Here is a 22,898-nt window from a genome sequence, read left to right on the forward strand (position 1 = left end):
CGCCCTGTGGTTTTCCCCAAAAAACAGGAAATAATAAAAATATTTGTGACGGCTGTAACTTCTAGTTCATTCCCTATTTTTCCTATTTTTGTATAAATTTCAAATCATGTCACAACATATCAGGCTTGCAAAGGCTGAGGACTACCCAAGAATTATGGAAATATGGGAATCGGCAGTAAAAGCTACCCATGATTTTCTTGCTGAAGAGGATTTTAATTATTTCAAAGAAGTAATTCCCAAAGACTATCTTCCCCATCTGGAAGTTTATTTAATTACTGAAAATGATGAGGCTAAAGGGTTTGCTTCTGTTTCTGACGACAATCTGGAAATGCTTTTCATTCATAATGATACCCGTGGAAAGGGATATGGAAAAGCAATTTATCAATTTATGAAAGAGAAAACAGGGCTTACCAAAGTGGATGTTAACGAACAAAATCCACAGGCGATCGGCTTTTATGAAAAAATGGGTTTCAAAAAAACAGGAAGATCGGAAAAAGATGGCTTCGGTAAAGATTATCCATTAATTCATATGAGCTTGTAATGGAGAATTTCACCTTTAAAAAAATTGATGCCCATTCAAAGATTCCATACGGTTTACTTTTATTGGCAGACGAGACTACAGAAGCCATAAACCGGTATATCTTCAAATCCGATATCTATCTTTTCAATGACAGCCAGCAGGATATTGCTGTAATGGCCCTGTACAAACATTCTGATGCAGAATTGGAAATTAAAAATATAGCTGTTATTGAAAGCTACAGGAGCAAAGGTATTGGTAGCATATTAATAAATAAAGCAAAAGAAATTGCTAAGAAAAATCACTATAAACTCCTGACTGTCGGAACATCGGATACAGGTTTCCAACAGATCAGGTTTTATGAGAAAAATGGCTTCATGAAAACAGGTATCCGTAAAAATTTTTTTATTGAAAATTATCCTGATCCCATTTATGAAAACGGTTTGCAGATGCAAGACATGATTTTACTTACCCATCACCTTTCGGAATAGATCTTTGATATGGTCTATTTCTGTTTGGTAATTGGTCTTTTTCCGGCATCCGAAATAAAGTGTATTTTCCAGCTTTCTTTTTCCTTCCCAGATCAGTTTTACTTCACCGCTTTCGATTTCATTTTTGCATAGAAAATCAGGAACAACGGCCAGGCCGGCCCCTCCTTTCAGACAGCGGATAATAGAATTTAGATTAGGAACAATATAATTCGGACGGAAATTCGGTTTATGTCCAAAATTCAAGGTCCAGAACTGAAAAAGATGCTCCATATCACCGGTAGTTCCATACCATTTTTCATTCTTCAGCCAATTCTCAATCTGTTCTGCGTCTTTTGTTTTCAATATTTTATTGAAAGCAGCGGTATCAATATCTTTTCCTCCTACCAGAATGATTTGTTCCGAAGAGAAAGCTTCATGTTCTATATTGGGGGAAGAACCCTTTTTAGGCGTGATAATAAGATCTAATATACCTTTATCCAGCTGATCCAGCATTTCAGGATATTCTCCGAAGCTGATAATCAGGTTAAAAGGCAATGTAGAAACATATTGTTCCAATGTAGTCTGAAAAGTCTCAAAACACATTCCAACACTGATGGTAGGAGTATGTTTCTCGGTAGACTTCTGAAAATTCTTCTCTACATCTTCAAGTTTGGCAATAGGCTCGGCAACCGCATTGAATAATACTTTTCCACGCTCTGTCGGGATCATTTTTCTGCCCGTTCTGTCAAACAGTTTATACCCTACATAAGCTTCCAATGAGCTCAGATGCAGGCTTACTCCCGGCTGTGATATAAATAAAGCATCCGCAGCCCCTGTCAATGTCCCGGTTTTATATATCGCTTTAAAAGTACGGTACCATTCTAAATTAACCATGGCTTAATTATTACTATTATAATGCAAAATTACAAAATAATTATAATATTAATATTATTTCAGCTACATAATAATCCGAATAAGGTAATTATATGAATTCAGGAATAACAATTTCTTCATCATAGTTCAGGGGATTATACCTCAGAAAATCAGACCGAAAATCAAGAAATATAGGACCCGCAACAAGCAACTTTTTGAATCGCAACAAACAAACTATAAATATTATAATACTTTATTATAATTTATATTATTTCTATTATACCATAAGTCATCGTAACTTTGCGAAGTAAAATTTAACAATCATAAAAAAAATGAAAAAAGTATTAATCATCAACGGCGGACAAAATTTCGGACATTCCGGAGGAAAATATAATCAGACTATTGCAGAAAATACATTAGCAGTTCTTAAAGAATTCGATAACCTGGAAGTAAAGGTTACCAATGTAAGTGAAAGTTACGACAAATATGAAGAAGTGCAGAAGTTTGTCTGGGCAGATTATATTATTTACCACACTCCTATCTGGTGGTTCCAGCTTCCGAACGGATTGAAAAAATACATCGATGAAGTTTTCACGGCTGGCCACGCCAAAGGAATTTACATGAGTGACGGTAGAAATGCTGCCAATCCTGAGATCAATTACGGTACAGGAGGAATGCTCGGTGGAAGAAAATATATGCTTACCACAAGCTGGAATGCCCCTGCAACAGCCTTTACATTTCCCGGTGAATTCTTCAGTGAAAGAAGTGTAGATGACGGACCTTTATTTGGTTTCCATAGAATGAACGCTTTTGTTTCTTTAGAAAAAATGGAAAGCTTTCACTTCCATGATGTAGAAAAGAATGCCAATATAGAACGTGATATGAAACTGTATAGAGAACATGTGAGATCCGTATTTGAAAAAGAATTAAAACAGGAATTGGCATCATGAAAAAAATACTGGTCACAGGTATCACCGGATATATAGGTGGTAGCATCGTATAGAAACTTCTTGACAAAAATTAAAAATTTTATTTAATAATGAAAATATACCTTACAGCCATTATAAAAGCCAAAGAAGAACACCAGGCAGAAGTATTGGAAGTTCTTCAGAATATGGTAAAAGAGACGAGAAAAGAAGAAGCCTGTGAACTTTACAGCCTTCATCAGGGAACTGAAGACAAAAACCAGTTCGTTTTCTATGAAATCTGGAAAAGCAAAGAAGGATTGGAGTATCATAATCAACAGCCTTACATCCAGGCTTTTGGAGCTCTGGTAGATGAAAAACTTCAGGAAAAACCACATATTTATACTACCTATATTATTTCATGATGAAAAAATTAGCGCTTTTCATGCTTGCCATATTTACAATAGGATCCGTACAGGCACAAACCCAAAATTCAAAGAATATGAAAAAGAAAATTTTATTCGTCGTAACCAGTCATGACAAAAAAGGAAGTACAGGCGAAGATACAGGATATTACCTCGGAGAAGTTTCCCATCCCTGGGAAGTCCTTCACAAAGCAGGTTATGAAATTGACTTTGTAAGCCCAAAGGGCGGTACTCCTCCTGTAGATGGGTTTGACCTGAAAGATCCTGTAAATAAGGAGTTCTGGGAAAATAAAGAATACAAAAACAGAATTGATCATTCGATGACGCCATTCCAGGTGAACCCAAAAGAATATTCTGCAATCTTTTACGCAGGAGGTCATGGAGCTATGTGGGATTTTGCAGACAATAAAGAACTGGCTGACATCGCCTCAAAAATTTATGAAAACGGAGGAATAGTAGCAGGTGTATGCCATGGCCCAGCAGGACTCGTGAATATCAAACTGAAGAATGGGAAATACCTGGTTGACGGGAAAAAGATCAATGCTTTCACCAACGAAGAGGAGGCTGAAGTAAAATTAACAGATGTTGTTCCTTTTTTATTAGAGGACAAGCTGAAAGAAAGAGGAGCAGAATTTGAAAAATCAGGGCTTTGGCAAAATCATGTAGTAGCAGATCAAAGAGTGATTACAGGACAGAATCCCCAGTCAGCAAAGAGTGTTGGAGAAGCAATTTTAAAGGAATTAAATAACAAATAACCGCCCCCAAAGTCAATTGATGCAACAATTACCTCCTCTGGAGGGGTGGCAAATCGAAGATTTGACGGGGTTTTTAAATAAATAACAATACAAACAAAATGGAATATAGAAAATTAGGAAATACAGATTTGGAATTATCGACAATCACACATGGTGCTTTTGCTATCGGCGGAAACATGTGGGGTGGTAATGAAAAGCAGGATTCTATCAACTCTATTCACGCATCATTGGACCATGGAGTAACTTCTATCGATACCGCACCATTCTATGGTTTCGGGCTGAGCGAGGAAATGATTGGTGAAGCTATCAAAGGAAAGGACCGTTCAAAAATCCAGCTGTTAACAAAGTTTGGTTTGGTATGGGATGGAAGCAACAACGGAAAAGGAGAATTTTTCTTTGATGCGGAAGATGAGGGAAAAACAATTCCTGTATATAAATTCGCATCCAAAGAAAACATCATTAAAGAAGTTGAGGAAAGTTTACAAAGATTGGGAACAGATTATATTGACCTTTTACAACTTCACTGGCCAGACAGCACAACTCCTATCTGCGAAACAATGGAAGCCATGGAATTACTGGTCCAGCAGGGAAAAATTCGTGCAGCAGGAGTAAGCAATTACAGCGTGTCTCAAATGGAAGAAGCTAACAGGACTTTAAAGCTTGCCAGCAACCAGGTTTCTTACAGCATGCTGAACCGTGCGATCGAAAATGATCTTGTTCCTTATTCTTTGGAGAACAATTCAGGAATCATCGTGTACAGCCCTATGGAAAGAGGTCTTTTAACCGGTAAATATTTCAGAGAAACCCAATTAAAGGATAACGACCACAGAAACGGATATTTTTCTCAATTTGATTTGAATAAAGTAAAAACGTTCTTGGAAAAAATTGAACCTATCGCACAGGAAAAAGGAGCCAGTCTTTCTCAGCTGGTATTAAAATGGACTACCCTGCAACCGGCAATTACAGTAGTATTGGCAGGGGCAAGAAATGCCCAGCAAGCTATCGAAAATGCAAAAGCAATGGACATCAACCTTTCTCAGGAAGAATTGAATTTCATCAATGCTGCTTTAAGCGAGATTTAATATAGAAGCTGGAGGATGGAAGTAGTATAAGGTGATTGATAACTTTCAGCTTTTGTTTTTAATGATTACCAGACTATGAAGAAGAAGAAGAAAGTTGAAGTCGTGTATTGCAAATCTGCAGTATGTTAATTTAAATAATTACAAAATTTAAACAATGGAAAATACAACAAAAGGATTCACACGTGCTAATCACGTTGGAATTACTGTAAAGAATTTAGAGAAATCTATTGCCTTTTACGAAGCATTAACAGGAACTAAAGTTTCCAATATTGATGTCATCGGTGGAGAAAGAATGGCCAAAACCCAAGGCCTGACTGACACTAAAATAAAATTTGCCAATCTCCGTCTGGATAATCTCAATCTAGATATCCTGGAATACGTCATCCCAGAATCTGAACAGGCTGCTTACTCCAATAACCAGATCAGTGCCATGCACCTTTGTTTTGAAGTAGACAATATCGACGAAGCGATGCAGAGGTTAAATGAAATCGGTGTAGAACCTGATGGAGAACCAATCGTATTCGAAGAAGCAGACGGATTAAAATCCGGATATGGAACTGCTGTAGCTTACTTCCAGGATCCTGATGGAACCAATCTTGAAATTATAGCTGCTCAAGGACCATTCAAAAGAAAGAATCCGTAAATGAAGAGCAAAAATGCCAAAACAACCTCCATAAAAACAAACTTAATAATTACCCATTAAGATTTATTTTTAGAATTAATACCAACGGAGGTTTTTAATTGAGCTCTGTAATGCTATAAAAAGGCTTTTCAATGTTGAAGAGCCTTTTTATAGCATATTTAAGCCATTATATTATTTTCTCCTCCTTCGTCATTATTTTTCGATAGGAGTATGGGTACTTATCGCAATCCTGTTCCATGCATTAATGGTCACAATAGCCATAATGATCTGCGCGATCTGATTATCGTCAAAAATGGCTTTTGCTTTTTGAAATGTTTCCTCGGTAAGGCCTTCATGGCTGATTAACGTAATTTCTTCTGTCATGGCCAAAAGTACCTGCTCATCTTCTGTAAAAAATTCTTTCGCTTCTCTCCAACCATCTAAAATAAAGATTCTTTGAGGATTTTCCCCGTATTTTAAGGCATCTTTCGTATGCATATCAAGACAGAATGCACATTTATTAATCTGTGAAGCCCTGATTTTGATTAATTCTTTCTGAATGTGATTTAAAGAAATAGTCTGAAGATATCCTTCTAATCCCAGCATTGCTTTGTAAGCAGCTGAATCTACTGTTGCAATATTTAATCTTGCGCTCATAATGATATTATTTTTGGTTTAATTGATCAATACTAAAAGAATAATGGCGTTGTACAGCCAATAAAAAAGCTGAAGCACTTCCTACCCAAACCGAATAATTGAGCGGAGCTTTCAAACCCGATGCAAGCGTCATTGAAACAGCAAAAATCAATAATAAAAAACCGGTTCCGTACGCTGCTACCTTAGTTTTATATCCTATGATCAGCATCAATGGAAAAAGTATTTCCAAAAAAGTAGCGGCATATGCTGAAAAAGTGCTTAAGTTTTCCGGAAGAAAAAAAGTCAGTTGCCTGGTATATTCTTTAAAGCTGGCCATATTCCCCCATGATGAATTTTCTTTGCTCCACCATCCAAACCGGTCTGCCACTGCAGAAAGTATGGTTACTGAAAGAGCCAATCTCAGAAACAGCTGTGGAAATTGATTTTGTTTATCTGTCATTGCATTAGCTTTTAATTACATGACAAATTTGCGATATCCGGTCCGTAAAAAACTTAAACTGGTTTAAGAACGTAATTTTGCCTTGATTTCACTTAAATATTCCGGAGTAAAACCAAGAAATGACGCGATAAGATATTGAGGAATCCGCTGAATAAACCATGGATAAAGCGTACTGAAATGAACATACAGTTCTTCCCGTGAATATTCAGACAGATAACGAAGTTTCCTTTCAGATGCCGCATAGGCCCTCTGGTAAATAATCCTGAAATATTTTTCCATAACAGGATGTTGCTTAAGTAATAATTCCTGGCTTTTAAAATCTATGACAAGGATAGTGGATTTTTCTACAGACTGAATGTTGAAATCCGTCTTTAACTGTCTCTCATAGGCAAACGTGTCAGTAATCCACCAGTTTTTCAATCGCAAACTGGGTCGTGTGTTCTACTCCTCGTTCATTAATAAAGTATTTTCTAAGACATCCTTCCACCACAAAATACATATTTTTGCAAATCTCGCCTTCCAGCATCAGATTTTGCTTCTTTTTCACTTTTGATACTTCAAAAAATGAAAAAATTGAAACGTATTCTTCATCAGTTACGGTAATAAATTTATTTAAATGTGCCTTAAAGTTATCCATCTTGAGAATTGAATACTCAAACTTAACTTTATTTTTTTAGTTTTACAATCATAAATAGTAAATCATGGAAGTTATTGCCAAAATTCTGATCGCTGTAGTTGCACTGGAACACCTGTATATTCTCTGGATGGAAATGTTTGCGTGGGAAACCAAAGGAAAAGAAGTTTTCAAAGCTGCGCTGCCAGCAGAAATGTTCAAGCCGACAAAAGGTTTGGCTGCCAATCAGGGATTATACAATGGTTTTCTGGCTGCCGGGCTAATCTGGTCTTTTCTGATCAAAGATCCGCAATGGCAGGACAATGTGGCTTTATTCTTCTTAGGCTGCGTAGCGGTGGCTGGTACTTATGGGGCAATTTCCTCTACCAAGAAAATATTTTTTGTTCAGGCATTACCTGCAATATTGGCTATTCTTGCTGTTATACTGAAATAGTTTGTCGAAATTTTGCTGAAACGCTTAGATGCGAACTTTTTTCGATACGTTTTTAAGGTGCAGGATTTTATATTAACCCATTGAAGCTTTGATCTTCTCTCTATGAAGTAATCCCCAGTTCACCAGCATTTCGGTTACCGGAAGCACCGATTTTCCGTATTCAGTAACCGCATAAGTAACTGTAATCGGTTTTGTATCCTGAATTGTTCTTGTAATCAAAAGATTCATTTCCAGCTCTTTCAGTTCTTTACTCAGCATTTTGGCGGAAATCCCCTCAATTCCACGTTCCAGTTTTTTAAAATGAATCTGCTGATCTGTTCTGTTCGTCAAATACCGCAGAATCATTAACTTCCATTTTCCGCCCAACACATCAAGACTATCACGCATTGCGAATAATTCCTCAGTGCAGGTTGCTTCTCTTTCAGTTCCGTTTTCAATAATTTTTGCCATAATAGTTTCATCAAGGTAACCAGTTACCAATTGTTAACTAGTAACAAATATAAACTATTTCCACTTTACATTTGTACATCAAAATAGCAATATGAAAGCCGTAATTTTAAATAAAAATTTTCAGCTTGAAGATGGTTTTACTGAAAAGCCTCAAGTCAACAATAATGAAGTACTAATCCAGATCAAAGCAAGTGGTTTCAACCCTATCGATTATCAGATGCTGGAAAATGAGCTGGAAAGAAAATTAATCAGTTCTCCCATATTAGGGCGGGAATTATCCGGGATAGTTGTAGAAAAAGGAACTGATGTTACTCAATTTAATGTCGGTGATGAAGTATTCTGTGGCAGCGGCTCAATGGGAAGCAATGGTACCTATGCAGAATACATCTCTGTTCCGGAAGCCATTGTTTCCCTCAAACCGAAAAACACTTCCTTTGAGCAGTCCGCTGCAATTCCTTCTGCAGGGCTTACTTCTTTACAGATTTTTCACCGTTTGCAATGGCAACCGGAACAAACCATTCTGATAACGGGTGCAGCCGGAGGTGTTGGATCCTTTTTTGTCAAAATTTTACTGGCTCATCATATCCAGCATTTCATTGTCACTGTAGGAAGTGAAGAAAACAGGCAAATGCTTCTCAATGTGGGAGTAAAGGATCACCAAATCATCAATTATAAACAGGAAAATCTTGTTGAAACTCTTATAAAGGCCAATAACAACCGCCTTTTTGATATTGGAGTTGATCTGGTGGGGAACTATATGGCAGAAGTAGTTGCAAAAGCTTTAAAAGTCAATGGCACTTATGTAGATGTAACCGCCCTGCTTACTGCAGACGCTCATGAAATACTTTTCAATAAAGGCTCCCTCATCATGAACATCTCCAATTATACCTACACCATGATTAAAAAATATGATTATTATCAAAACGGTTTACATGAACTGAAAAGTCTCATCGAAACAGGAACGATTCTCCCACCTCAGCATAAAGTAATAGGCTCCCTTTCTCTGGATACCGTTCTAAAGGCCCATGCCCTTCTAAAAAATAATCAGACTTATGGACACAAACTCGTCATGAAACATTAAACATGAACAAATTATCAAAATACATCGTTACAGGATAATATGAAAATCTGATATTACCAAAGATCTGCAGTAAAAAAGTCTATTCATAAATGGAATTTTAAGTTTTGGCTAAGGCCGTAGAATTAAAGAATATCAAAGAAACATTGTATTTTTGCAGGTGATATTTACAAAGCAAAAAATTCCAACAGTTTTTGCCTCATTTGTTCGGGAGTCATCTGACCTTCCTGATAATAAACTAAGTTCCGGTTTTTATCCAGAAATATCCATAACGGATATACCGGTTGATTTTTATTCCTTGATAAAGCCAATGCCAGCTCATGAATCCCGGAATTTCCGTTGGATAAATAATAAAAATCCTCCCCCTGGAAATGTATTTTCTCCTTCGTTTTCTCCGGTTCAAAATGGACAAAATAAAAATGATCATTAATCATTCCGACCAGGTTTTTATCTTTATTCAATCGGAAAAATTCAATTTTGCAGATGGCACACCAATCTGTGTACAGGTGAATAATCACAGGTTTTGAATTTTCTTTCTGCAAAGTCTCCATTTCCGAAAAAGTGCCTGTCTTTATCTGAGACAGGTAAAAACAAGGCACTAACATTAAAAATAAAGCAAAAGTTCTCATCTCAGTGTATACTTTACTCCCAGGAATCCTCTGATACGCTGCATTGGAGCGTAACCATATGCTGTATCGAAAGTATAGTGGTTGGGATTGCTGATCGGATCATCAACGTATTTATCAAACGGGTCAAAGGGTCTCATCAGAGGATTTTCAGGTGTAAAGTTGAATAAATTTTTCACACCGCAATACACTTCAAATCCGGATTTGAAACTCTTTGAAACCTGGATATTGGCCAGTGAATAAAATGGCGAATATTCCGGACGATAATCATTGGGCAAAACGGGAAGCCTCATGGGTCCGTAAAACTGCCCGGTAAAGTCAACAGTCAGGTTATTCGGAAATTTATAGGTTAAATTATAGGTACCACTCCACTTTGGTGCATGCAGCTGTTGCGTTTTTTTGATTTTCATTATCGTATTTCTGATATACATCAAGATAGGTTACTCCCAGGTTAACACTCAAAGGAAACTGAAAAGTAAAATCTACATTTAACGAAGCACCTCTGGAAATACCGTATCCGTGAAGGTTATCATATATTATTTTATTGGGGTCAGAATCAAAATCGCCTACAATCTTATTGCTGAAATAGGTATAAAATGCAGAAGCATCTAAGTGCAGCATACGTGTTCCCACAGGAATTTTCCAAATGTAATTCAGGTTTCCGTTAACAGATCTTTCAGGCTGCAGATCTGATTTTACCACCACTTCACGCGATCCCGTTAAAGCGGCATGGTCTTCTGTAAATAAATTCACCACCCTGAACCCTGTTCCGAAATTGAAACGCAATGTATGGTAAGGATTAGGCGAAAATTTCCATGCCAGCCTCGGCGAGTGTACGGAATGATGAACTTTGTCATAATCATACCGGTAGCCTAGCAATAAAGTATTTTTATCATTAATCTCCCATTGATCCTGGACAAATGCTCCCCATATCGGTGACTTCATAGGAGCGTTGGTCACCCCGTCAGCCGCTAAGGTTCCGGGGGTATTGTCATCATAGAAAGTTCTTTTAAAAGTAAGTCCGGCTGTCATATCATGCTTACCAAAGCTTCTATCCCAATACGTCTGTACAAAAGCTACTTTTTGAAGGGCATTGAACGGGTTGGCTCCATAAAAAGAATTCTGGTCATGGTAATTATAGGAAAACTGGGTTACGATATGTTCTTTCATTGGCCATTCGTACAATCCGAAAATTTCTGCTCTGTTGGTATAAATGCTTTCACCATACACTTCATCACTTCCCCTGAAAGATTTGTTCCATTGCATTTCTCCACCGAAACGGTCTTCATACAGGTACCTCATCGCGAAACTTGCCTGCCGGCTAGCTTTTCGCTGGAAATTCCATTTATTGAAAACAGAAATTCTGCTTTGTAAAGCAGCATCCGTGAAGTTATCTTTATTCTGGTCTACCCTTTCCTGAAAGCTGAAATAATTTAAGCTTAATAATGACGCGGCTTTTTTCCCTACATTGAACTTGGTGGAAAGATCAAGATTATTTTCAGCCCACGTACTTGTCATCAGATCAACACTCAGTTTAGGAGCTGTCAGCGCATTTTTGGTAATAATATTGATCACTCCTCCCATAGCTTCCGAGCCATAAATAGAAGAAGCAGGGCCTTTTACCACTTCAATTCTTTCCACCAGGCTATTAGGAATTCCGCTTAAGCCATATACTGTGGAAAGAGAACTTACAATGGGCATTCCGTCGATCAGAATCATCGTATAAGGACCTTCCAGTCCATTGATATGGATATCCCCGGTGTTACAAACCGAACAGTTAAGCTGAGGTTTTACACCATTCACCATCGCAATAGCTTCAAAAATACTCGGAGTAGGGTTTTTCTGGAAAAACTTTTGGCTGTAGATCTCTACCGCTACAGGACTTTTTGATCTGCTGACCGGTTTTATGGTTCCGGTAACCACCACATCATCAATATTACCCGTCTTGATGTCTTCCGGGACAACTCTTGCAGAATCAAGTTTTGTATCCAGATTCTGACGTAAACTATCCGTTTCTTGTGAAAAACAATACGACGATAAAAAAATAATAGAAAATAATATTCGCTTCATGAAATTAAAATTATTAGACAAATCTAACAATTATTTTTAAAACACAAAACACAATGATAGAATATTGGTACAGTCAATTCGTGAAAAATGACTAAATTTGAGAAACTACATATAAAAGTAAAATGAGATATCATCTAGCGGGAAACATCCCACAAAAAAGACACACTATCTTTAAGTCTCCGGAAGATCAATTTTACTATGAACAGCTTTTTGGTACAGAAGGCTTTCACGGTATCTCTTCTCTGCTATACCATATTCACCGTCCTACACAGATCAAATCGATTGGACAGCCGAAAGATGTAACACCTAAAATTGCTGTAGAAAAAAAACATCACTCCAAGAATGTTCAAAGGGATGAATGTCACTCCTGAAGATGACTTTCTGGACAGCCGCAAAATCCTTTTGGTAAACAATGACCTTAAAATGGGATTGGCAAAACCCAGAAAATCGATGGATTATTTCTATAAAAATGCAGAATGTGACGAGCTTTTATTCGTTCATCAGGGAACAGGAATCTTAAAAACCTTTGTTGGAAACCTGGAATTTGTTACCGGTGATTACCTGATTATTCCCAGAGGCACTATCTATCAGGTAGAACTGGCATCGGAAGATACCGTTTTCTTTGTATTGGAAAGCCACTCTCCCATCTATACTCCCAAGAGATACCGGAATGAATTCGGACAACTTTTAGAGCATTCTCCATTCTGCGAAAGAGACATCATTGCCCCTACCTTTGTAGAACCTAAAGATGAAAAAGGAGAATTTGTAATTAAAGTAAAAAAAGAAAACCAGATCACAGATTTCATTTATGCAACACATCCTTTTGATGTTGTAGGCTGGGACGGATATTTTTATCCTTATAAATTCAATATCAAAAACTTTGAACCTATTACGGGAAGAATTCACCAGCCGCCACCGGTTCACCAGAACTTTGAAGGCCACAACTTTGTTGTATGCTCATTCTGTGCAAGAATGTATGATTATCATCCATTGGCAATTCCTGCTCCTTACAACCATTCCAATATTGATTCTGATGAGGTATTGTTCTATACCGAAGGAGATTTCATGAGCCGTAACCACATTGACCTTATGGACTTTACGCTTCATCCTGGCGGAATTGTACACGGACCTCACCCTGGTGCTATGGAAAGGAGTATCGGAAAAAAATTCACGGAAGAATATGCCGTTATGGTAGACCCTTTCCGCCCTTTAAAAGTGACAGAAGAAGCAATGAAGGTAGAAGATCCTTCCTACAAAACCTCCTGGCTGGAATAAAAAAACAATATAACCATGGAAGAACATTCACCGGAATAAAAATTACTTCATAAAAAATTTCATTATGTACAATTATATTAGTGCAGAAGAAGCTATTTACACTATAAAAAGTGGCAACCGTGTATTTTTTCACGGAAGTGCATGCACCCCAAACTACCTGATTGACGAACTCGCAAGACAGTCTCACCGGCTGGATAATGTAGAAATGGTCTCCATTACCCAACAGGGAAATGTGGAAATTGCAAAACCTGAATACAAAGATAAATTCTTTATCAATTCATTATTTGTATCCACACCGGTGCGCGATGCCGTAAACTCAGACAGAGGGGACTTTGTGCCTGTCTTTTTAAGTGAGATCCCGATTTTATTCAGAAAAAACATTCTTCCTTTGGATGTGGCGCTGGTAACTGTTTCCCCACCGGACAGACATGGTTTCTGTACATTGGGAACTTCAGTGGATGTGGCAAGATCAGCAGTTGATACTGCCAAAATCATTGTAGCAGTCGTTAATCCCAGAATGCCCAGAACCCACGGTGATGGCATGATCCATATCAGCAGAATTCATAAACTGGTCTGGCATGAAGAAGAGCTTCCGACTGTAGATTACGGATCAAAAGTTGGCCCTGAAGAAATGCTTGTAGGAAAAAATGTAGCTGAACTTATCGAGGACCGTTCTACGCTGCAGATGGGAATAGGAACCATTCCTGATGCCGTTTTAAAATGCCTGAATAACCACAAAGACCTGGGCATTCATACCGAAATGTTGAGTGATGGTGTGATCGATCTCATCCAAAATGATGTAATCAACAACAAGTATAAAGGCTATAACGACAATAAAACCATTACCAGCTTCTGTTTCGGAACCAGAAAATTATATGATTATGTGGATGATAACACCGTCTTTGCGTTCAGGGACGTAAGCGAAGTTAATTTCCCGATCAACATTATGAAAAATAAGAAGATGGTAGCTATCAATTCTGCCATTGAAATAGACCTCACAGGTCAGGTTTGTGCCGATTCTATAGGAACAATGCAATACAGCGGTATTGGAGGACAAATGGATTTTATGAGGGGAGCAGCATTAGGAGAAGGCGGAAAGCCCATCATTGCCATTACCTCCAGAACCAAAAAAGGAATCTCCAGAATTGTTCCTTATCTTAAACAGGGAGCCGGCGTAGTTACCACAAGAGGACATATTCATTATGTGGTCACTGAATACGGAACCGCCTACCTATACGGAAAAAATCTGCGTCAGAGGGCACAGGAACTCATCAGTATTGCACATCCGGATGACAGGGAAATGCTGGAACGTGCTGCTTTTGAACGGTTTAAACATTGATAATCAACTATTAAAATCCTCTTACTATATTATTGGGAATTAAAGCATATTTTAATCCAGACAAATAAATGATAAAAAAGCTTTAACATTTTTGGCAGTATTTTTGATAAAACTCATTCAAAAACAAGGAAATTGAAGACTATATATAATTCGATACGGGAAGAGGTGGTAAAGCATTCAAAAGTAAGAAATTCTGTTTTGGGGAATGTGAAGGAATGGAAGAGAAGCCATTATATTATTCTTTCCGAAATCATTAAAGAAGAATTATCTGAAGCTGAGGAATTAAAAGGAGGAAAAAAATTCGAGATCGGTAATACTATTTCACATGTTACGTTACAACGTTTCTTTGAAAATGATTATCAGGACAAAACGCATAGCGACCTGAGGTTTTTAAAAACATTAGACAAGATTTGTATTTTTTTGGGGTATAAGGACCTTAACGATTATATTCTTTTCATAAGGCATAAAAACCAGGAGAATGAAGAGGCAGATGATAATTCGTTTATGACCCAGATGGTGTATGATTACTGTGCAACTGCTTTTGAATTCTGTAAGCACTTTCCCGATCATAAAACCGAGCTTTTCAAAGAGCTGGTATTCGATGATTCTCCATTTTTAGAAAGAGTATCACAGTTCAGTAAAGAATTATGTGACAAAGATTTCCAACTGGTAACAAAAAACAACCGGTCCAACTATGAGGTTTTCGATATTCATATTGTAACTGACGAACCGGATAAAAAAATCCTCGAATCACAGGAATTCTGGAATCTTTTATTCAAAGTTGGAGAAACCGGTGAAGAACACTTTGTCAACCAATTGAGTACACAGATTTATTTTATCCGTAAAATAAATGATACCTGGAAGATCTGGGACAATTATAATCCCGATGCAGGAAGGTTAAACAAAATAATTGAAAACGTATAATGATAAGAAAGCCGCAGGAAATTCCTGCGGCTTTCGTGTTCGAAATATTTTTTTCACTTGTCTTTTGTATTACAAATGTAAGTACCCCTGTTTAAACATAAGAAACTTAAATATACTTAAGTGAACTCTTCTTTAACTTTATGTTAAATATATTTAAGGAATATCCCTGAATATTTTCGCTATATCTAAGTTTTTCGTATTTTGCATACCAATAAAATAAAAAGTAAAAAAGAAAATATGTCAACACTTACATTTGCCGAAAAAATTGCTCAAGCCGAGAATTTTTTACCGATCAACGGTACAGATTATATTGAGTTTTATGTAGGAAATGCAAAACAGGCTGCCCATTATTATAAAACCGCTTTCGGTTTTCAATCTGTAGCCTATGCAGGTCCTGAAACAGGGGTAAGAGATCGTGCATCCTATGTACTTCAACAAGGTAAGATCAGATTGGTATTAACTACCGGACTTAAATCTGATTCTCCTATCAATGAACACGTAAAAAAACATGGTGACGGAGTGAAAATTTTGGCTCTTTGGGTAGATGACGCTTATAAAGCTTTCGAAGAAACTACTAAAAGAGGCGGGAAACCGTATTTAGAGCCAGTCACTTTAACTGATGAGCATGGTGAAGTAAGAATGTCCGGAATCTATACTTATGGAGAAACCGTTCACATGTTTGTCGAAAGAAAAAATTATAACGGTGCTTTCATGCCGGGCTATGAAAAATGGGAAAGCGACTACCAACCTGAAGAAGCAGGTCTGCTATACGTAGATCATTGCGTAGGAAATGTAGACTGGAACAGAATGCTCCCTACCGTGGAGTGGTACGAAAAAGTAATGGGATTTGTAAACATCCTTTCTTTTGATGACAAACAGATCAATACTGAATATTCTGCCTTGATGTCTAAAGTAATGTCCAACGGAAACGGATATGCAAAATTCCCGATCAACGAACCTGCAGAAGGTAAAAAGAAATCACAGGTAGAAGAATACCTAGATTTCTATGAAGGTGAAGGTGTACAGCACATTGCTGTCGCTACCAAAGATATTATCCACACCGTAAGCGAATTAAAAAAAACGTGGTGTAGAATTCCTTTCCGCCCCTCCGGAAGCATATTACGATATGGTTCCTGAAAGAGTAGGACATATTGATGAAGATCTTAAAAAATTACAAGAGTTAGGTATACTTATTGATCATGATGAAGAAGGATATCTTTTACAGATCTTTACCAAGCCTGTAGAAGACCGCCCTACTCTATTCTTCGAAATCATTGAAAGACATGGCGCGCAAAGTTTTGGTGCCGGAAACTTCAAAGCTTTATTCGAGGCATTAGAAAGAGAACAGGAAAGAAGAGGAAATCTTTAATTTAATATTGAAATAGCAAGTTTTGTCAGGATGCAGAGTCTTGACAAAACTTTTTTATAAAACACAGCTTATGAGAAAATTTTTTATCGGAATTTTATTCTTTGGAACATTAGGCCTTAAAGCACAATACGGTTCTTTAAATGAAATTCTCAGGAGACTTGAAGAAAGAAAAGGCATCAATCAGCATCTTGAAAGTGTAAATATTGACAACAAAAAATTTATTTTCATTAAAGATGAAGCAGATCACACGGAAAGAGATTTTATTATCATCAAAGGAAAAAATGCTACCTATGTAGAAGTTTTTGATGATAAAGCCACCGGTGAAAGCAGCTCGAATGTCTTTACAGGAGATATTGTAAGAAAGAATAACATTATCTCATTAAGAGCAGATATGCTTGAAAATAAAAAAAATTCCGATGCCTGTCACCAAAACCCTATTATTGACCAAACAGGACAATATTCTGTATCTCATAGACGTAAACACCAGAGACAGATGGATTGATGAGGAGTCTTACTCAAAAAACGGCGAAATAAAACTTCCTGAGGAAATTTCTCAGGATGATAGTAATCTAATTTAAATCTAAACTTATGAAATCATTTGTAGACTATTCCTCAAATTCGGATTTTTCTATACATAATATTCCATTCGGAGTGGCAGTTTTTAACAAAGAATATATCGGCTGCTGCACACGAATAGGCGATCAGGTTATTGACCTTGCCACTCTATACGATCTTGGTTATTTTGAAGATATTGAAGGACTTGATGATAACGTTTTTGAAGCGTATACCATCAATGAATTCATTGAACTGGGTAAACCCGTTACCAATGCTGTCCGCACAAAAATACAAACACTATTGCAGGAAGGCTCAATATTGTCAAAGGACCAGAAAACAATTGAAGAAGCCTTTTATGACCTGGACAAGGTAAAAATGATGATGCCTGTTCATATTCCGAACTATACAGATTTTTACAGCAGCATCGAACATGCTACCAATGTAGGAAAGATGTTCCGCGATCCTGCTAATGCTTTGTTGCCCAACTGGAAACATTTACCCGTAGGCTATCACGGAAGAGCATCTTCCATTGTCGTTTCAGGAACTGAGATTAACCGCCCGAAAGGACAAATGAAACCTGCTGATGCAGATAAACCGGTATTCGGGCCATGTAAGCAGCTGGATTTTGAATTGGAAATGGCTTTCATCATCAACAAGAATACAGAGATGGGAGAAAGTATCACTACAAAAGATGCGGAAGATGCTATCTTCGGAATGGTGATTTTCAATGACTGGTCTGCCAGAGATATCCAGTCTTGGGAATATGTTCCGCTAGGGCCCTTCCTTGCGAAAAATTTTGGCTCATCCATTTCCCCTTGGGTTGTAACCCTTGAAGCTCTGGAACCTTTCAGGACAGCTTCTCCGGCACAAGATCCTGAAGTTCTCGATTATTTAAAATTTGAAGGCGATAAAAAATTATGATATCAACCTTGAGGTCTATATTCAGCCTGAAAACGGGGAACAAAACCTGATCTGCGAAAGCAACTACAAACACATGTACTGGAATATGACCCAGCAATTAGCGCATCACACCGTAAACGGTTGTAACGTGGAAGTGGGTGATATGTATGCCAGCGGTACCATTTCAGGAAGTGATCCAAAATCTTTCGGATCTATGCTGGAGCTGACATGGAGAGGGCAAAATCCTATAACATTAAGCAACGGTGAAGAAAGAAAGTTCATCGAAGACAACGATACCGTTACCATGAAAGCCTGGGCTGAAAAAGACGGCATAAGAGTAGGCTTCGGAGAAGTATCCGGTAAAATTGTTCCAACACTTTAACAATAATTTAAACACTTTAGTTACTTAAGCTAAGTATTATATGATTAATTAAGTTCACTTTAGTTTTTGAAAATCTACGATTTTCATTCTCTTACTTATATGATTACTCAAAAATTTAATTAACGATCTTTCTTACAAAATTATCGGAGCCTGTATTGAAGTACATAAGCTTGCAGGCCCGGGTTTGTATGAAGAAGTACCATCAATGTTTAGAGAAAGAATTTAATCTGCTAGGACTCAAATATCAAAGTGAACTTGAAATCCCATTCTTTTATAAAGGAAATTATATAGATTGTAAAGTAAAATGTGATTTTTTAATTGAGGAATTAATCGTTTTAGAATTAAAATCGGTGGCTGAAATTCATCAAATCCATAAAGCACAAACCATGAATTATATGAATCTTTTAAAAGCACCCCGTTCAATTTTAGTCAATTTCAATGTTACAAATCTTTATCATGAAGGTACTGAATCTAAATATTTAAAGAACTTCCAAAAGAATGAAAATCGTAGATTTTCGAACTTAAGTGTACTGCATAAAGCGTAATCAGAAATAACTAAAATAACTTAAGTGTTAAAAAGTAAAATATGAAAACAGTAATCCCCTCCGAAATAACCTCTGTACAGCTGCAAACCATTATGCAGACCGCCATTTCACCACGACCGATTGCCCTGGCTTCTACAGTGGATAAAAATGGTGCGATTAATCTATCTCCGTTCAGTTTTTTCAATATGTTCAGTACGGTTCCGCCGATCCTGATTTTCTCACCATCAAGGAGAGTGCGTGACAATACCACAAAACATACTCTGGAAAATGTACTGGAAGTTCCGGAAGTAGTCATCGGTACAGTAAATTTTCCGATCGTACAACAAATTTCTCTGGCTTCTACAGAATATGAAACAGGAGTAAACGAATTTATCAAATCCGGACTGACCATGAAAGAGGCGGACCTGGTAAGCCCAAAACTTATAGAAGAGTGTCCAGTAAACTTTGAGTGTAAGGTATTGGAGGTAAAGTCACTGGGAGATCAGGGCGGTGCCGGAAACCTGGTCATCTGTGAAGTTCAGAAGATTCATATCAGGGAAGAGTATCTGAATGAATCCGGAAATCTGGATCAGAAAAAACTGGATATGGTGGCACGTTTAGGTAGTAACTGGTATTCCAGGAGCAATGAAAACAGTCTTTTTGAAGTTCCCAAACCTTTGGTAACCAAAGGAATTGGGTTCGACCTCTTACCTGATGCCATTAAGTACAGCAAAGTGTTCACAGGAAATGATCTGGGAATGCTTGCCAATACAGAAGTACTACCCGGCGAAAGTTTCCACGCTGATGAAAGCATTCATTTGGATGCCCAAAAATTACTTCTTGAAGGTAAAATTGAAGAAGCCTGGACCCTTTTGACAGTAAGATAAAATAAAAGAAGCCTGAAATCCAGGCTTCTTTCTTTATTTATTTAGCTTTTAATGCATCAGAAATGGTGATTTTTCCTTTTTCGGCAAAATCAGTAACCTTACCGTTTTTGTCTATGGAAACGTTTAGATTATCATTTTTAGCATCATAATAGATTGTAGTAGAATATCCCGGGCAATCATGTTGTTTGCAGCCGCTTAACTTATAGATACCGTTATCCGATGTGATAGGGCTTTCCACATTAAAGTATTTGACCATCTCATCGTACTGGGCACCTACTGTTTTTTTCAACCTGTCCGTTATATTTTTATCTTCAAAGAATTTAATTTCATGAGGATATTTTCCTACATTTTTACTGATGATATTATCTGTTGTTCCGGGTGTTGCAGCAGGAGATGATACTGTTGCGGAATCTGTTGCAGGTGCAGCCATAGAATCCACGGGCATTGTTGTATGTGAAGAGTCCGTACTGGTGACAGAAGTTTCGGTTTTAACTTCTTTCTTACAGGAAATAATCGATGCAAATAACGATAATGCCAATGCAGCCGTCATAACTTTTTTCATAATTAATTTTTTTATAGTGGTTGATATAATAACGTATTTTTTATAGTTTTATTTCAGAATCCTTCCTCCATTACATTTTATCAAGTATAAAAGCAATACATTTTTCTGTCACCAGTTTCAGGTCTCCGGGCAGCTCATTTTCCGTCCAGGGTTCTTTTGCTCCAAAGGTATGATTAGCATTTTCAACAAAGAACAATTCTGAATTCGGATTGAGAATATGAAGATGCTCAGCCTGCTTAGGCTCTACACTTTCATCCCCGGTTCCGTGAATAATAAGCATATGGGCTTTGGCCATTTCTGTCGCTCTTTCCACATCAAAACGATGTATATTTTTTTCATAATCTTCATAAAACTGGAAATAATGAGGCATTTCCTGTTTGGTTCTGCCGTTCAGAACATAATATACTCCTTCCTTTTTCCAATTTTCAAAAGCCTCCCCCACAGGAAAACGCTCCAATGTATCTACACTGGCTAAAGTGATCAGCCCATTGATTCTTTCATCCTCAAAAGTTTTAATGATAGAAATTCCCCCTCCCCTGCTGTGTCCTATCAGAATTACCTTTTGGTCATCAACATTCGGATGCCGGATAAAATGATCAATTACAACCCCAAGATCTGAGAGTTCCCTGGAATAGTTATTATTTCCGAATGCTTCAAGATCCGCAAAGTGGTAAGGATCTTCCACCGTTGTCCCGTTATGGGAAAAATTGAACTTCACAAAGAAAAAACCTGCTTCTGCCAATTTTTCTCCCATTATATTCCATGCCCCCCAATCTTTATAGCCTTTATATCCGTGAACAAAGATTACCAATGGTAACTTTTGTTCATTCTCCAAATAAAAACTATCTGCAAAAAATGTTTTTGTTTCGGGATTTTCAAGAGGTATATTCTTTTTAATAGTCAGATTCATAATATCAGGCTCAATTAATTTTAACCGAAATTAATGAAAAAAATTATCAAAAAATAACCTTATTTTTGCCTCATGCAGAATTTAAGAACTGTAACCGTGATGCGTTACATTCTGCCGCTGAGAGAGGGAGGGTCTCTTCCAGCACTGGCAGAAGCTGATGATGACTTCAAATATGTCCTGAAATTCCGTGGTGCGGGCCATGGAGTAAAAATGCTGATCTCAGAACTGTTAGGAGGAAAAATAGCCGAAGCACTGGGCCTGAAAATCCCTGAGCTGGTTTTTGTGAATCTTGATGCAGATTTTGGCAGAACAGAAGCAGATGAAGAGATCCAGGATCTATTGAAGTTTTCAGAAGGTTTAAATCTCGGGCTGCATTACCTTTCCGGATCAATTACCTATGATCCGGGAGTAAGTGTGGATCCTCTTCTGGCATCAAAAATTGTCTGGCTGGATGCTTTTATCACCAATATTGACCGTACTTTTAAAAATACCAATATGCTGATGTGGCATAAAGAGCTATGGATCATCGATAACGGGGCTTCGTTCTATTTTCATCATTCATGGCAAAATTTTGACACAGCAGCCAAGACACCATTCAAATATGTGAAGGATCATGTACTTCTCCCAAAAGCTACAATGCTGGACGAAGCAGATCAGTTTGCCCATACGGTATTGAATGATAATCTTTTCCGGGAAATTGTCAATTTAATTCCTGAAGACTGGTTACACTGGAATGACGCTGATGAAACGCCCGATGAAATCCGTGAGATTTATTTTCAGTTTATGAAAACCCGGCTAGAACATTCTCAAATCTTTGTAAACGAAGCTAAAAATGCAAGAGGATAAAATATACGAATATGCGGTAATACGCTTGGTACCGAAAGTTGAGAGAGAAGAATTTTTCAATATCGGACTGATAATGTTTTCCAAAAAAGAAAAATTCATCCGGGTTGAATTTTATCTGTGTCCGGATAAATTTAAACTGATGCACAGTAAGCTGGATTATGAAGATATTATCCAGAACCTGGCAAGCTTTCAGAAAATAGCCAATGGGGAAAGAGACGGAGGCCCTATTGCTCTGCTGGATATTCCTGAACGTTTCCGCTGGCTTACGGCTGTAAGAAGTGCTGTAATACAAACTTCAAGACCGCATCCCGGAAAATCCAAAGATCTGAATGCTACTTTTGGTAAGCTTTTTGAGGAGTTAGTAAAGTAACACACTCCTTAAAAAAATT

General features: G+C 37.5%; 25 protein-coding genes and 4 pseudogenes. 19 read left to right on the plus strand and 10 right to left on the minus strand.

Annotated elements, in window-relative coordinates:
* Positions 1-106: 106 nt before the first annotated feature.
* Both HX13_RS19975 and HX13_RS19980 read left to right on the plus strand, forming a co-directional pair.
* On the plus strand, positions 107-541 hold the full coding sequence (locus HX13_RS19975; protein WP_050022508.1) for an acetyltransferase: 435 nt from the start codon (positions 107-109) through the stop codon (positions 539-541).
* Positions 541-1,008, plus strand: coding sequence for a GNAT family N-acetyltransferase (locus tag HX13_RS19980; protein ID WP_050022509.1), 468 nt, complete (start codon positions 541-543; stop codon positions 1,006-1,008). Before HX13_RS19975 ends, HX13_RS19980 begins: the two co-directional genes overlap by 1 nt.
* On the opposite strand, the gene HX13_RS19985 is transcribed toward HX13_RS19980, so the two are convergent.
* Positions 982-1,881 (minus strand): LysR family transcriptional regulator, encoded by a 900-nt coding sequence (locus tag HX13_RS19985; protein ID WP_050022510.1) that lies wholly within the window; start codon positions 1,879-1,881, stop codon positions 982-984. The genes HX13_RS19980 and HX13_RS19985 overlap by 27 nt on opposite strands.
* A gap of 311 nt (positions 1,882-2,192) precedes the next feature.
* Here HX13_RS19985 and HX13_RS19990 point away from each other — a divergent pair, with 311 nt between their 5' ends.
* The 5 genes from HX13_RS19990 to HX13_RS20010 all read left to right on the plus strand — a co-directional run bounded on the left by HX13_RS19990 (position 2,193) and on the right by HX13_RS20010 (position 5,670).
* Complete coding sequence (locus HX13_RS19990) at positions 2,193-2,810, plus strand: NAD(P)H-dependent oxidoreductase (protein WP_050022511.1); 618 nt, start codon at positions 2,193-2,195, stop codon at positions 2,808-2,810.
* Between the two features lie 89 nt (positions 2,811-2,899).
* Complete coding sequence (locus tag HX13_RS19995; protein WP_050022512.1) at positions 2,900-3,190, plus strand: putative quinol monooxygenase; 291 nt, start codon at positions 2,900-2,902, stop codon at positions 3,188-3,190.
* On the plus strand, positions 3,187-3,945 hold the full coding sequence (locus HX13_RS20000; protein WP_238555549.1) for a type 1 glutamine amidotransferase domain-containing protein: 759 nt from the start codon (positions 3,187-3,189) through the stop codon (positions 3,943-3,945). The genes HX13_RS19995 and HX13_RS20000 overlap by 4 nt, the downstream gene beginning before the upstream one ends.
* A 98-nt stretch (positions 3,946-4,043) precedes the next feature.
* The gene (locus tag HX13_RS20005; RefSeq protein ID WP_050022513.1) at positions 4,044-5,027 is read left to right on the plus strand and encodes an aldo/keto reductase; all 984 of its coding nucleotides are present in this window, start codon (positions 4,044-4,046) and stop codon (positions 5,025-5,027) included.
* Positions 5,028-5,181: 154 nt separating this feature from the next.
* Positions 5,182-5,670, plus strand: coding sequence for a VOC family protein (locus tag HX13_RS20010; protein WP_050022514.1), 489 nt, complete (start codon positions 5,182-5,184; stop codon positions 5,668-5,670).
* 192 nt (positions 5,671-5,862) lie between these two features.
* Here HX13_RS20010 and HX13_RS20015 read toward each other — a convergent pair whose 3' ends face one another.
* The 4 genes from HX13_RS20015 to HX13_RS26160 form a co-directional block, all read right to left on the minus strand.
* Positions 5,863-6,306, minus strand: coding sequence for a carboxymuconolactone decarboxylase family protein (locus tag HX13_RS20015; RefSeq protein WP_050022515.1), 444 nt, complete (start codon positions 6,304-6,306; stop codon positions 5,863-5,865).
* Between the two features lie 7 nt (positions 6,307-6,313).
* Positions 6,314-6,745, minus strand: coding sequence for a DoxX family protein (locus HX13_RS20020; protein ID WP_050022516.1), 432 nt, complete (start codon positions 6,743-6,745; stop codon positions 6,314-6,316).
* Positions 6,746-6,808: 63 nt separating this feature from the next.
* Positions 6,809-7,165 (minus strand): hypothetical protein, encoded by a 357-nt coding sequence (locus HX13_RS26155; protein ID WP_316931365.1) that lies wholly within the window; start codon positions 7,163-7,165, stop codon positions 6,809-6,811.
* Entirely contained in the window at positions 7,143-7,292 is a 150-nt protein-coding gene (locus HX13_RS26160) for a hypothetical protein (RefSeq protein ID WP_316931366.1), read from the minus strand. The genes HX13_RS26155 and HX13_RS26160 overlap by 23 nt, the downstream gene beginning before the upstream one ends.
* 154 nt (positions 7,293-7,446) lie before the next feature.
* Between HX13_RS26160 and HX13_RS20030 the strand changes: the two genes are divergently transcribed.
* Complete coding sequence (locus HX13_RS20030; protein ID WP_050022517.1) at positions 7,447-7,812, plus strand: DUF1304 domain-containing protein; 366 nt, start codon at positions 7,447-7,449, stop codon at positions 7,810-7,812.
* A 72-nt stretch (positions 7,813-7,884) separates the two neighbouring features.
* Here the strand turns inward: HX13_RS20030 and HX13_RS20035 are convergent, their stop codons facing one another.
* The gene (locus HX13_RS20035; protein WP_050022535.1) at positions 7,885-8,262 is read right to left on the minus strand and encodes a winged helix-turn-helix transcriptional regulator; all 378 of its coding nucleotides are present in this window, start codon (positions 8,260-8,262) and stop codon (positions 7,885-7,887) included.
* Positions 8,263-8,353: 91 nt separating this feature from the next.
* Here HX13_RS20035 and HX13_RS20040 point away from each other — a divergent pair, with 91 nt between their 5' ends.
* Positions 8,354-9,343 (plus strand): zinc-binding alcohol dehydrogenase family protein, encoded by a 990-nt coding sequence (locus HX13_RS20040; RefSeq protein ID WP_050022518.1) that lies wholly within the window; start codon positions 8,354-8,356, stop codon positions 9,341-9,343.
* A 164-nt stretch (positions 9,344-9,507) separates the two neighbouring features.
* Here the strand turns inward: HX13_RS20040 and HX13_RS20045 are convergent, their stop codons facing one another.
* Together HX13_RS20045 and HX13_RS25775 are read right to left on the minus strand one after the other, a co-directional pair.
* On the minus strand, positions 9,508-9,891 hold the full coding sequence (locus HX13_RS20045; protein WP_228377604.1) for a thioredoxin family protein: 384 nt from the start codon (positions 9,889-9,891) through the stop codon (positions 9,508-9,510).
* 74 nt (positions 9,892-9,965) lie between these two features.
* Positions 9,966-12,036: pseudogene (locus HX13_RS25775) on the minus strand (TonB-dependent receptor plug domain-containing protein).
* A 122-nt stretch (positions 12,037-12,158) separates the two neighbouring features.
* On the opposite strand from HX13_RS25775, the pseudogene HX13_RS20055 reads away from it, so the two are divergent.
* The 8 genes and pseudogenes from HX13_RS20055 to HX13_RS20090 all read left to right on the plus strand — a co-directional run bounded on the left by HX13_RS20055 (position 12,159) and on the right by HX13_RS20090 (position 20,191).
* A pseudogene (locus HX13_RS20055) lies at positions 12,159-13,311 on the plus strand (homogentisate 1,2-dioxygenase).
* 64 nt (positions 13,312-13,375) lie between these two features.
* Positions 13,376-14,650, plus strand: a complete 1,275-nt coding sequence (locus tag HX13_RS20060; RefSeq protein WP_050022520.1) for an acetyl-CoA hydrolase/transferase family protein — start codon at positions 13,376-13,378, stop codon at positions 14,648-14,650.
* Positions 14,651-14,782: 132 nt separating this feature from the next.
* On the plus strand, positions 14,783-15,574 hold the full coding sequence (locus HX13_RS20065) for a hypothetical protein (RefSeq protein WP_050022521.1): 792 nt from the start codon (positions 14,783-14,785) through the stop codon (positions 15,572-15,574).
* A gap of 237 nt (positions 15,575-15,811) precedes the next feature.
* Positions 15,812-16,943 (plus strand): annotated as a pseudogene (gene hppD, locus HX13_RS20070) (4-hydroxyphenylpyruvate dioxygenase).
* Positions 16,944-17,013: 70 nt separating this feature from the next.
* Entirely contained in the window at positions 17,014-17,445 is a 432-nt protein-coding gene (locus tag HX13_RS20075) for a hypothetical protein (RefSeq protein WP_238555550.1), read from the plus strand.
* 86 nt (positions 17,446-17,531) lie between these two features.
* Positions 17,532-18,780 (plus strand): annotated as a pseudogene (gene fahA / locus HX13_RS20080) (fumarylacetoacetase).
* 188 nt (positions 18,781-18,968) lie between these two features.
* Complete coding sequence (locus tag HX13_RS20085; RefSeq protein WP_238555551.1) at positions 18,969-19,325, plus strand: GxxExxY protein; 357 nt, start codon at positions 18,969-18,971, stop codon at positions 19,323-19,325.
* 41 nt (positions 19,326-19,366) lie between these two features.
* On the plus strand, positions 19,367-20,191 hold the full coding sequence (locus HX13_RS20090; RefSeq protein ID WP_050022522.1) for a flavin reductase family protein: 825 nt from the start codon (positions 19,367-19,369) through the stop codon (positions 20,189-20,191).
* A 37-nt stretch (positions 20,192-20,228) separates the two neighbouring features.
* On the opposite strand, the gene HX13_RS20095 is transcribed toward HX13_RS20090, so the two are convergent.
* Positions 20,229-20,753 (minus strand): hypothetical protein, encoded by a 525-nt coding sequence (locus HX13_RS20095; protein ID WP_050022523.1) that lies wholly within the window; start codon positions 20,751-20,753, stop codon positions 20,229-20,231.
* Positions 20,754-20,823: 70 nt separating this feature from the next.
* Positions 20,824-21,663, minus strand: a complete 840-nt coding sequence (locus HX13_RS20100) for an alpha/beta hydrolase family protein (RefSeq protein ID WP_050022524.1) — start codon at positions 21,661-21,663, stop codon at positions 20,824-20,826.
* A gap of 72 nt (positions 21,664-21,735) precedes the next feature.
* On the opposite strand from HX13_RS20100, the gene HX13_RS20105 reads away from it, so the two are divergent.
* Positions 21,736-22,509 carry a HipA family kinase gene (locus tag HX13_RS20105; RefSeq protein ID WP_050022525.1) on the plus strand — a complete coding sequence of 258 codons (774 nt, stop codon included), beginning with the start codon at positions 21,736-21,738 and terminating at the stop codon, positions 22,507-22,509.
* Entirely contained in the window at positions 22,496-22,879 is a 384-nt protein-coding gene (locus HX13_RS20110) for a DUF3037 domain-containing protein (protein ID WP_050022526.1), read from the plus strand. The genes HX13_RS20105 and HX13_RS20110 overlap by 14 nt, the downstream gene beginning before the upstream one ends.
* The last annotated feature ends 19 nt before the right edge of the window (positions 22,880-22,898 follow it).

Source organism: Chryseobacterium sp. P1-3, from assembly GCF_000738495.1.
Lineage (GTDB): Bacteria > Bacteroidota > Bacteroidia > Flavobacteriales > Weeksellaceae > Chryseobacterium > Chryseobacterium gallinarum.

Bases quoted from the DNA above. Each gene is read 5' to 3' on its own strand.
- HX13_RS19975 (WP_050022508.1), top strand. From the start codon at position 107: ATGTCACAACATATCAGGCTTGCAAAGGCTGAGGACTACCCAAGAATT.
- HX13_RS19980 (WP_050022509.1), top strand. From the start codon at position 541: ATGGAGAATTTCACCTTTAAAAAAATTGATGCCCATTCAAAGATTCCA.
- HX13_RS19985 (WP_050022510.1), bottom strand. From the start codon at position 1,881: ATGGTTAATTTAGAATGGTACCGTACTTTTAAAGCGATATATAAAACC.
- HX13_RS19990 (WP_050022511.1), top strand. From the start codon at position 2,193: ATGAAAAAAGTATTAATCATCAACGGCGGACAAAATTTCGGACATTCC.
- HX13_RS19995 (WP_050022512.1), top strand. From the start codon at position 2,900: ATGAAAATATACCTTACAGCCATTATAAAAGCCAAAGAAGAACACCAG.
- HX13_RS20000 (WP_238555549.1), top strand. From the start codon at position 3,187: ATGATGAAAAAATTAGCGCTTTTCATGCTTGCCATATTTACAATAGGA.
- HX13_RS20005 (WP_050022513.1), top strand. From the start codon at position 4,044: ATGGAATATAGAAAATTAGGAAATACAGATTTGGAATTATCGACAATC.
- HX13_RS20010 (WP_050022514.1), top strand. From the start codon at position 5,182: ATGGAAAATACAACAAAAGGATTCACACGTGCTAATCACGTTGGAATT.
- HX13_RS20015 (WP_050022515.1), bottom strand. From the start codon at position 6,306: ATGAGCGCAAGATTAAATATTGCAACAGTAGATTCAGCTGCTTACAAA.
- HX13_RS20020 (WP_050022516.1), bottom strand. From the start codon at position 6,745: ATGACAGATAAACAAAATCAATTTCCACAGCTGTTTCTGAGATTGGCT.
- HX13_RS20030 (WP_050022517.1), top strand. From the start codon at position 7,447: ATGGAAGTTATTGCCAAAATTCTGATCGCTGTAGTTGCACTGGAACAC.
- HX13_RS20035 (WP_050022535.1), bottom strand. From the start codon at position 8,262: ATGGCAAAAATTATTGAAAACGGAACTGAAAGAGAAGCAACCTGCACT.
- HX13_RS20040 (WP_050022518.1), top strand. From the start codon at position 8,354: ATGAAAGCCGTAATTTTAAATAAAAATTTTCAGCTTGAAGATGGTTTT.
- HX13_RS20045 (WP_228377604.1), bottom strand. From the start codon at position 9,891: ATGGAGACTTTGCAGAAAGAAAATTCAAAACCTGTGATTATTCACCTG.
- HX13_RS20060 (WP_050022520.1), top strand. From the start codon at position 13,376: ATGTACAATTATATTAGTGCAGAAGAAGCTATTTACACTATAAAAAGT.
- HX13_RS20075 (WP_238555550.1), top strand. From the start codon at position 17,014: ATGAGAAAATTTTTTATCGGAATTTTATTCTTTGGAACATTAGGCCTT.
- HX13_RS20085 (WP_238555551.1), top strand. From the start codon at position 18,969: ATGAAGAAGTACCATCAATGTTTAGAGAAAGAATTTAATCTGCTAGGA.
- HX13_RS20090 (WP_050022522.1), top strand. From the start codon at position 19,367: ATGAAAACAGTAATCCCCTCCGAAATAACCTCTGTACAGCTGCAAACC.
- HX13_RS20095 (WP_050022523.1), bottom strand. From the start codon at position 20,753: ATGAAAAAAGTTATGACGGCTGCATTGGCATTATCGTTATTTGCATCG.
- HX13_RS20100 (WP_050022524.1), bottom strand. From the start codon at position 21,663: ATGAATCTGACTATTAAAAAGAATATACCTCTTGAAAATCCCGAAACA.
- HX13_RS20105 (WP_050022525.1), top strand. From the start codon at position 21,736: ATGCAGAATTTAAGAACTGTAACCGTGATGCGTTACATTCTGCCGCTG.
- HX13_RS20110 (WP_050022526.1), top strand. From the start codon at position 22,496: ATGCAAGAGGATAAAATATACGAATATGCGGTAATACGCTTGGTACCG.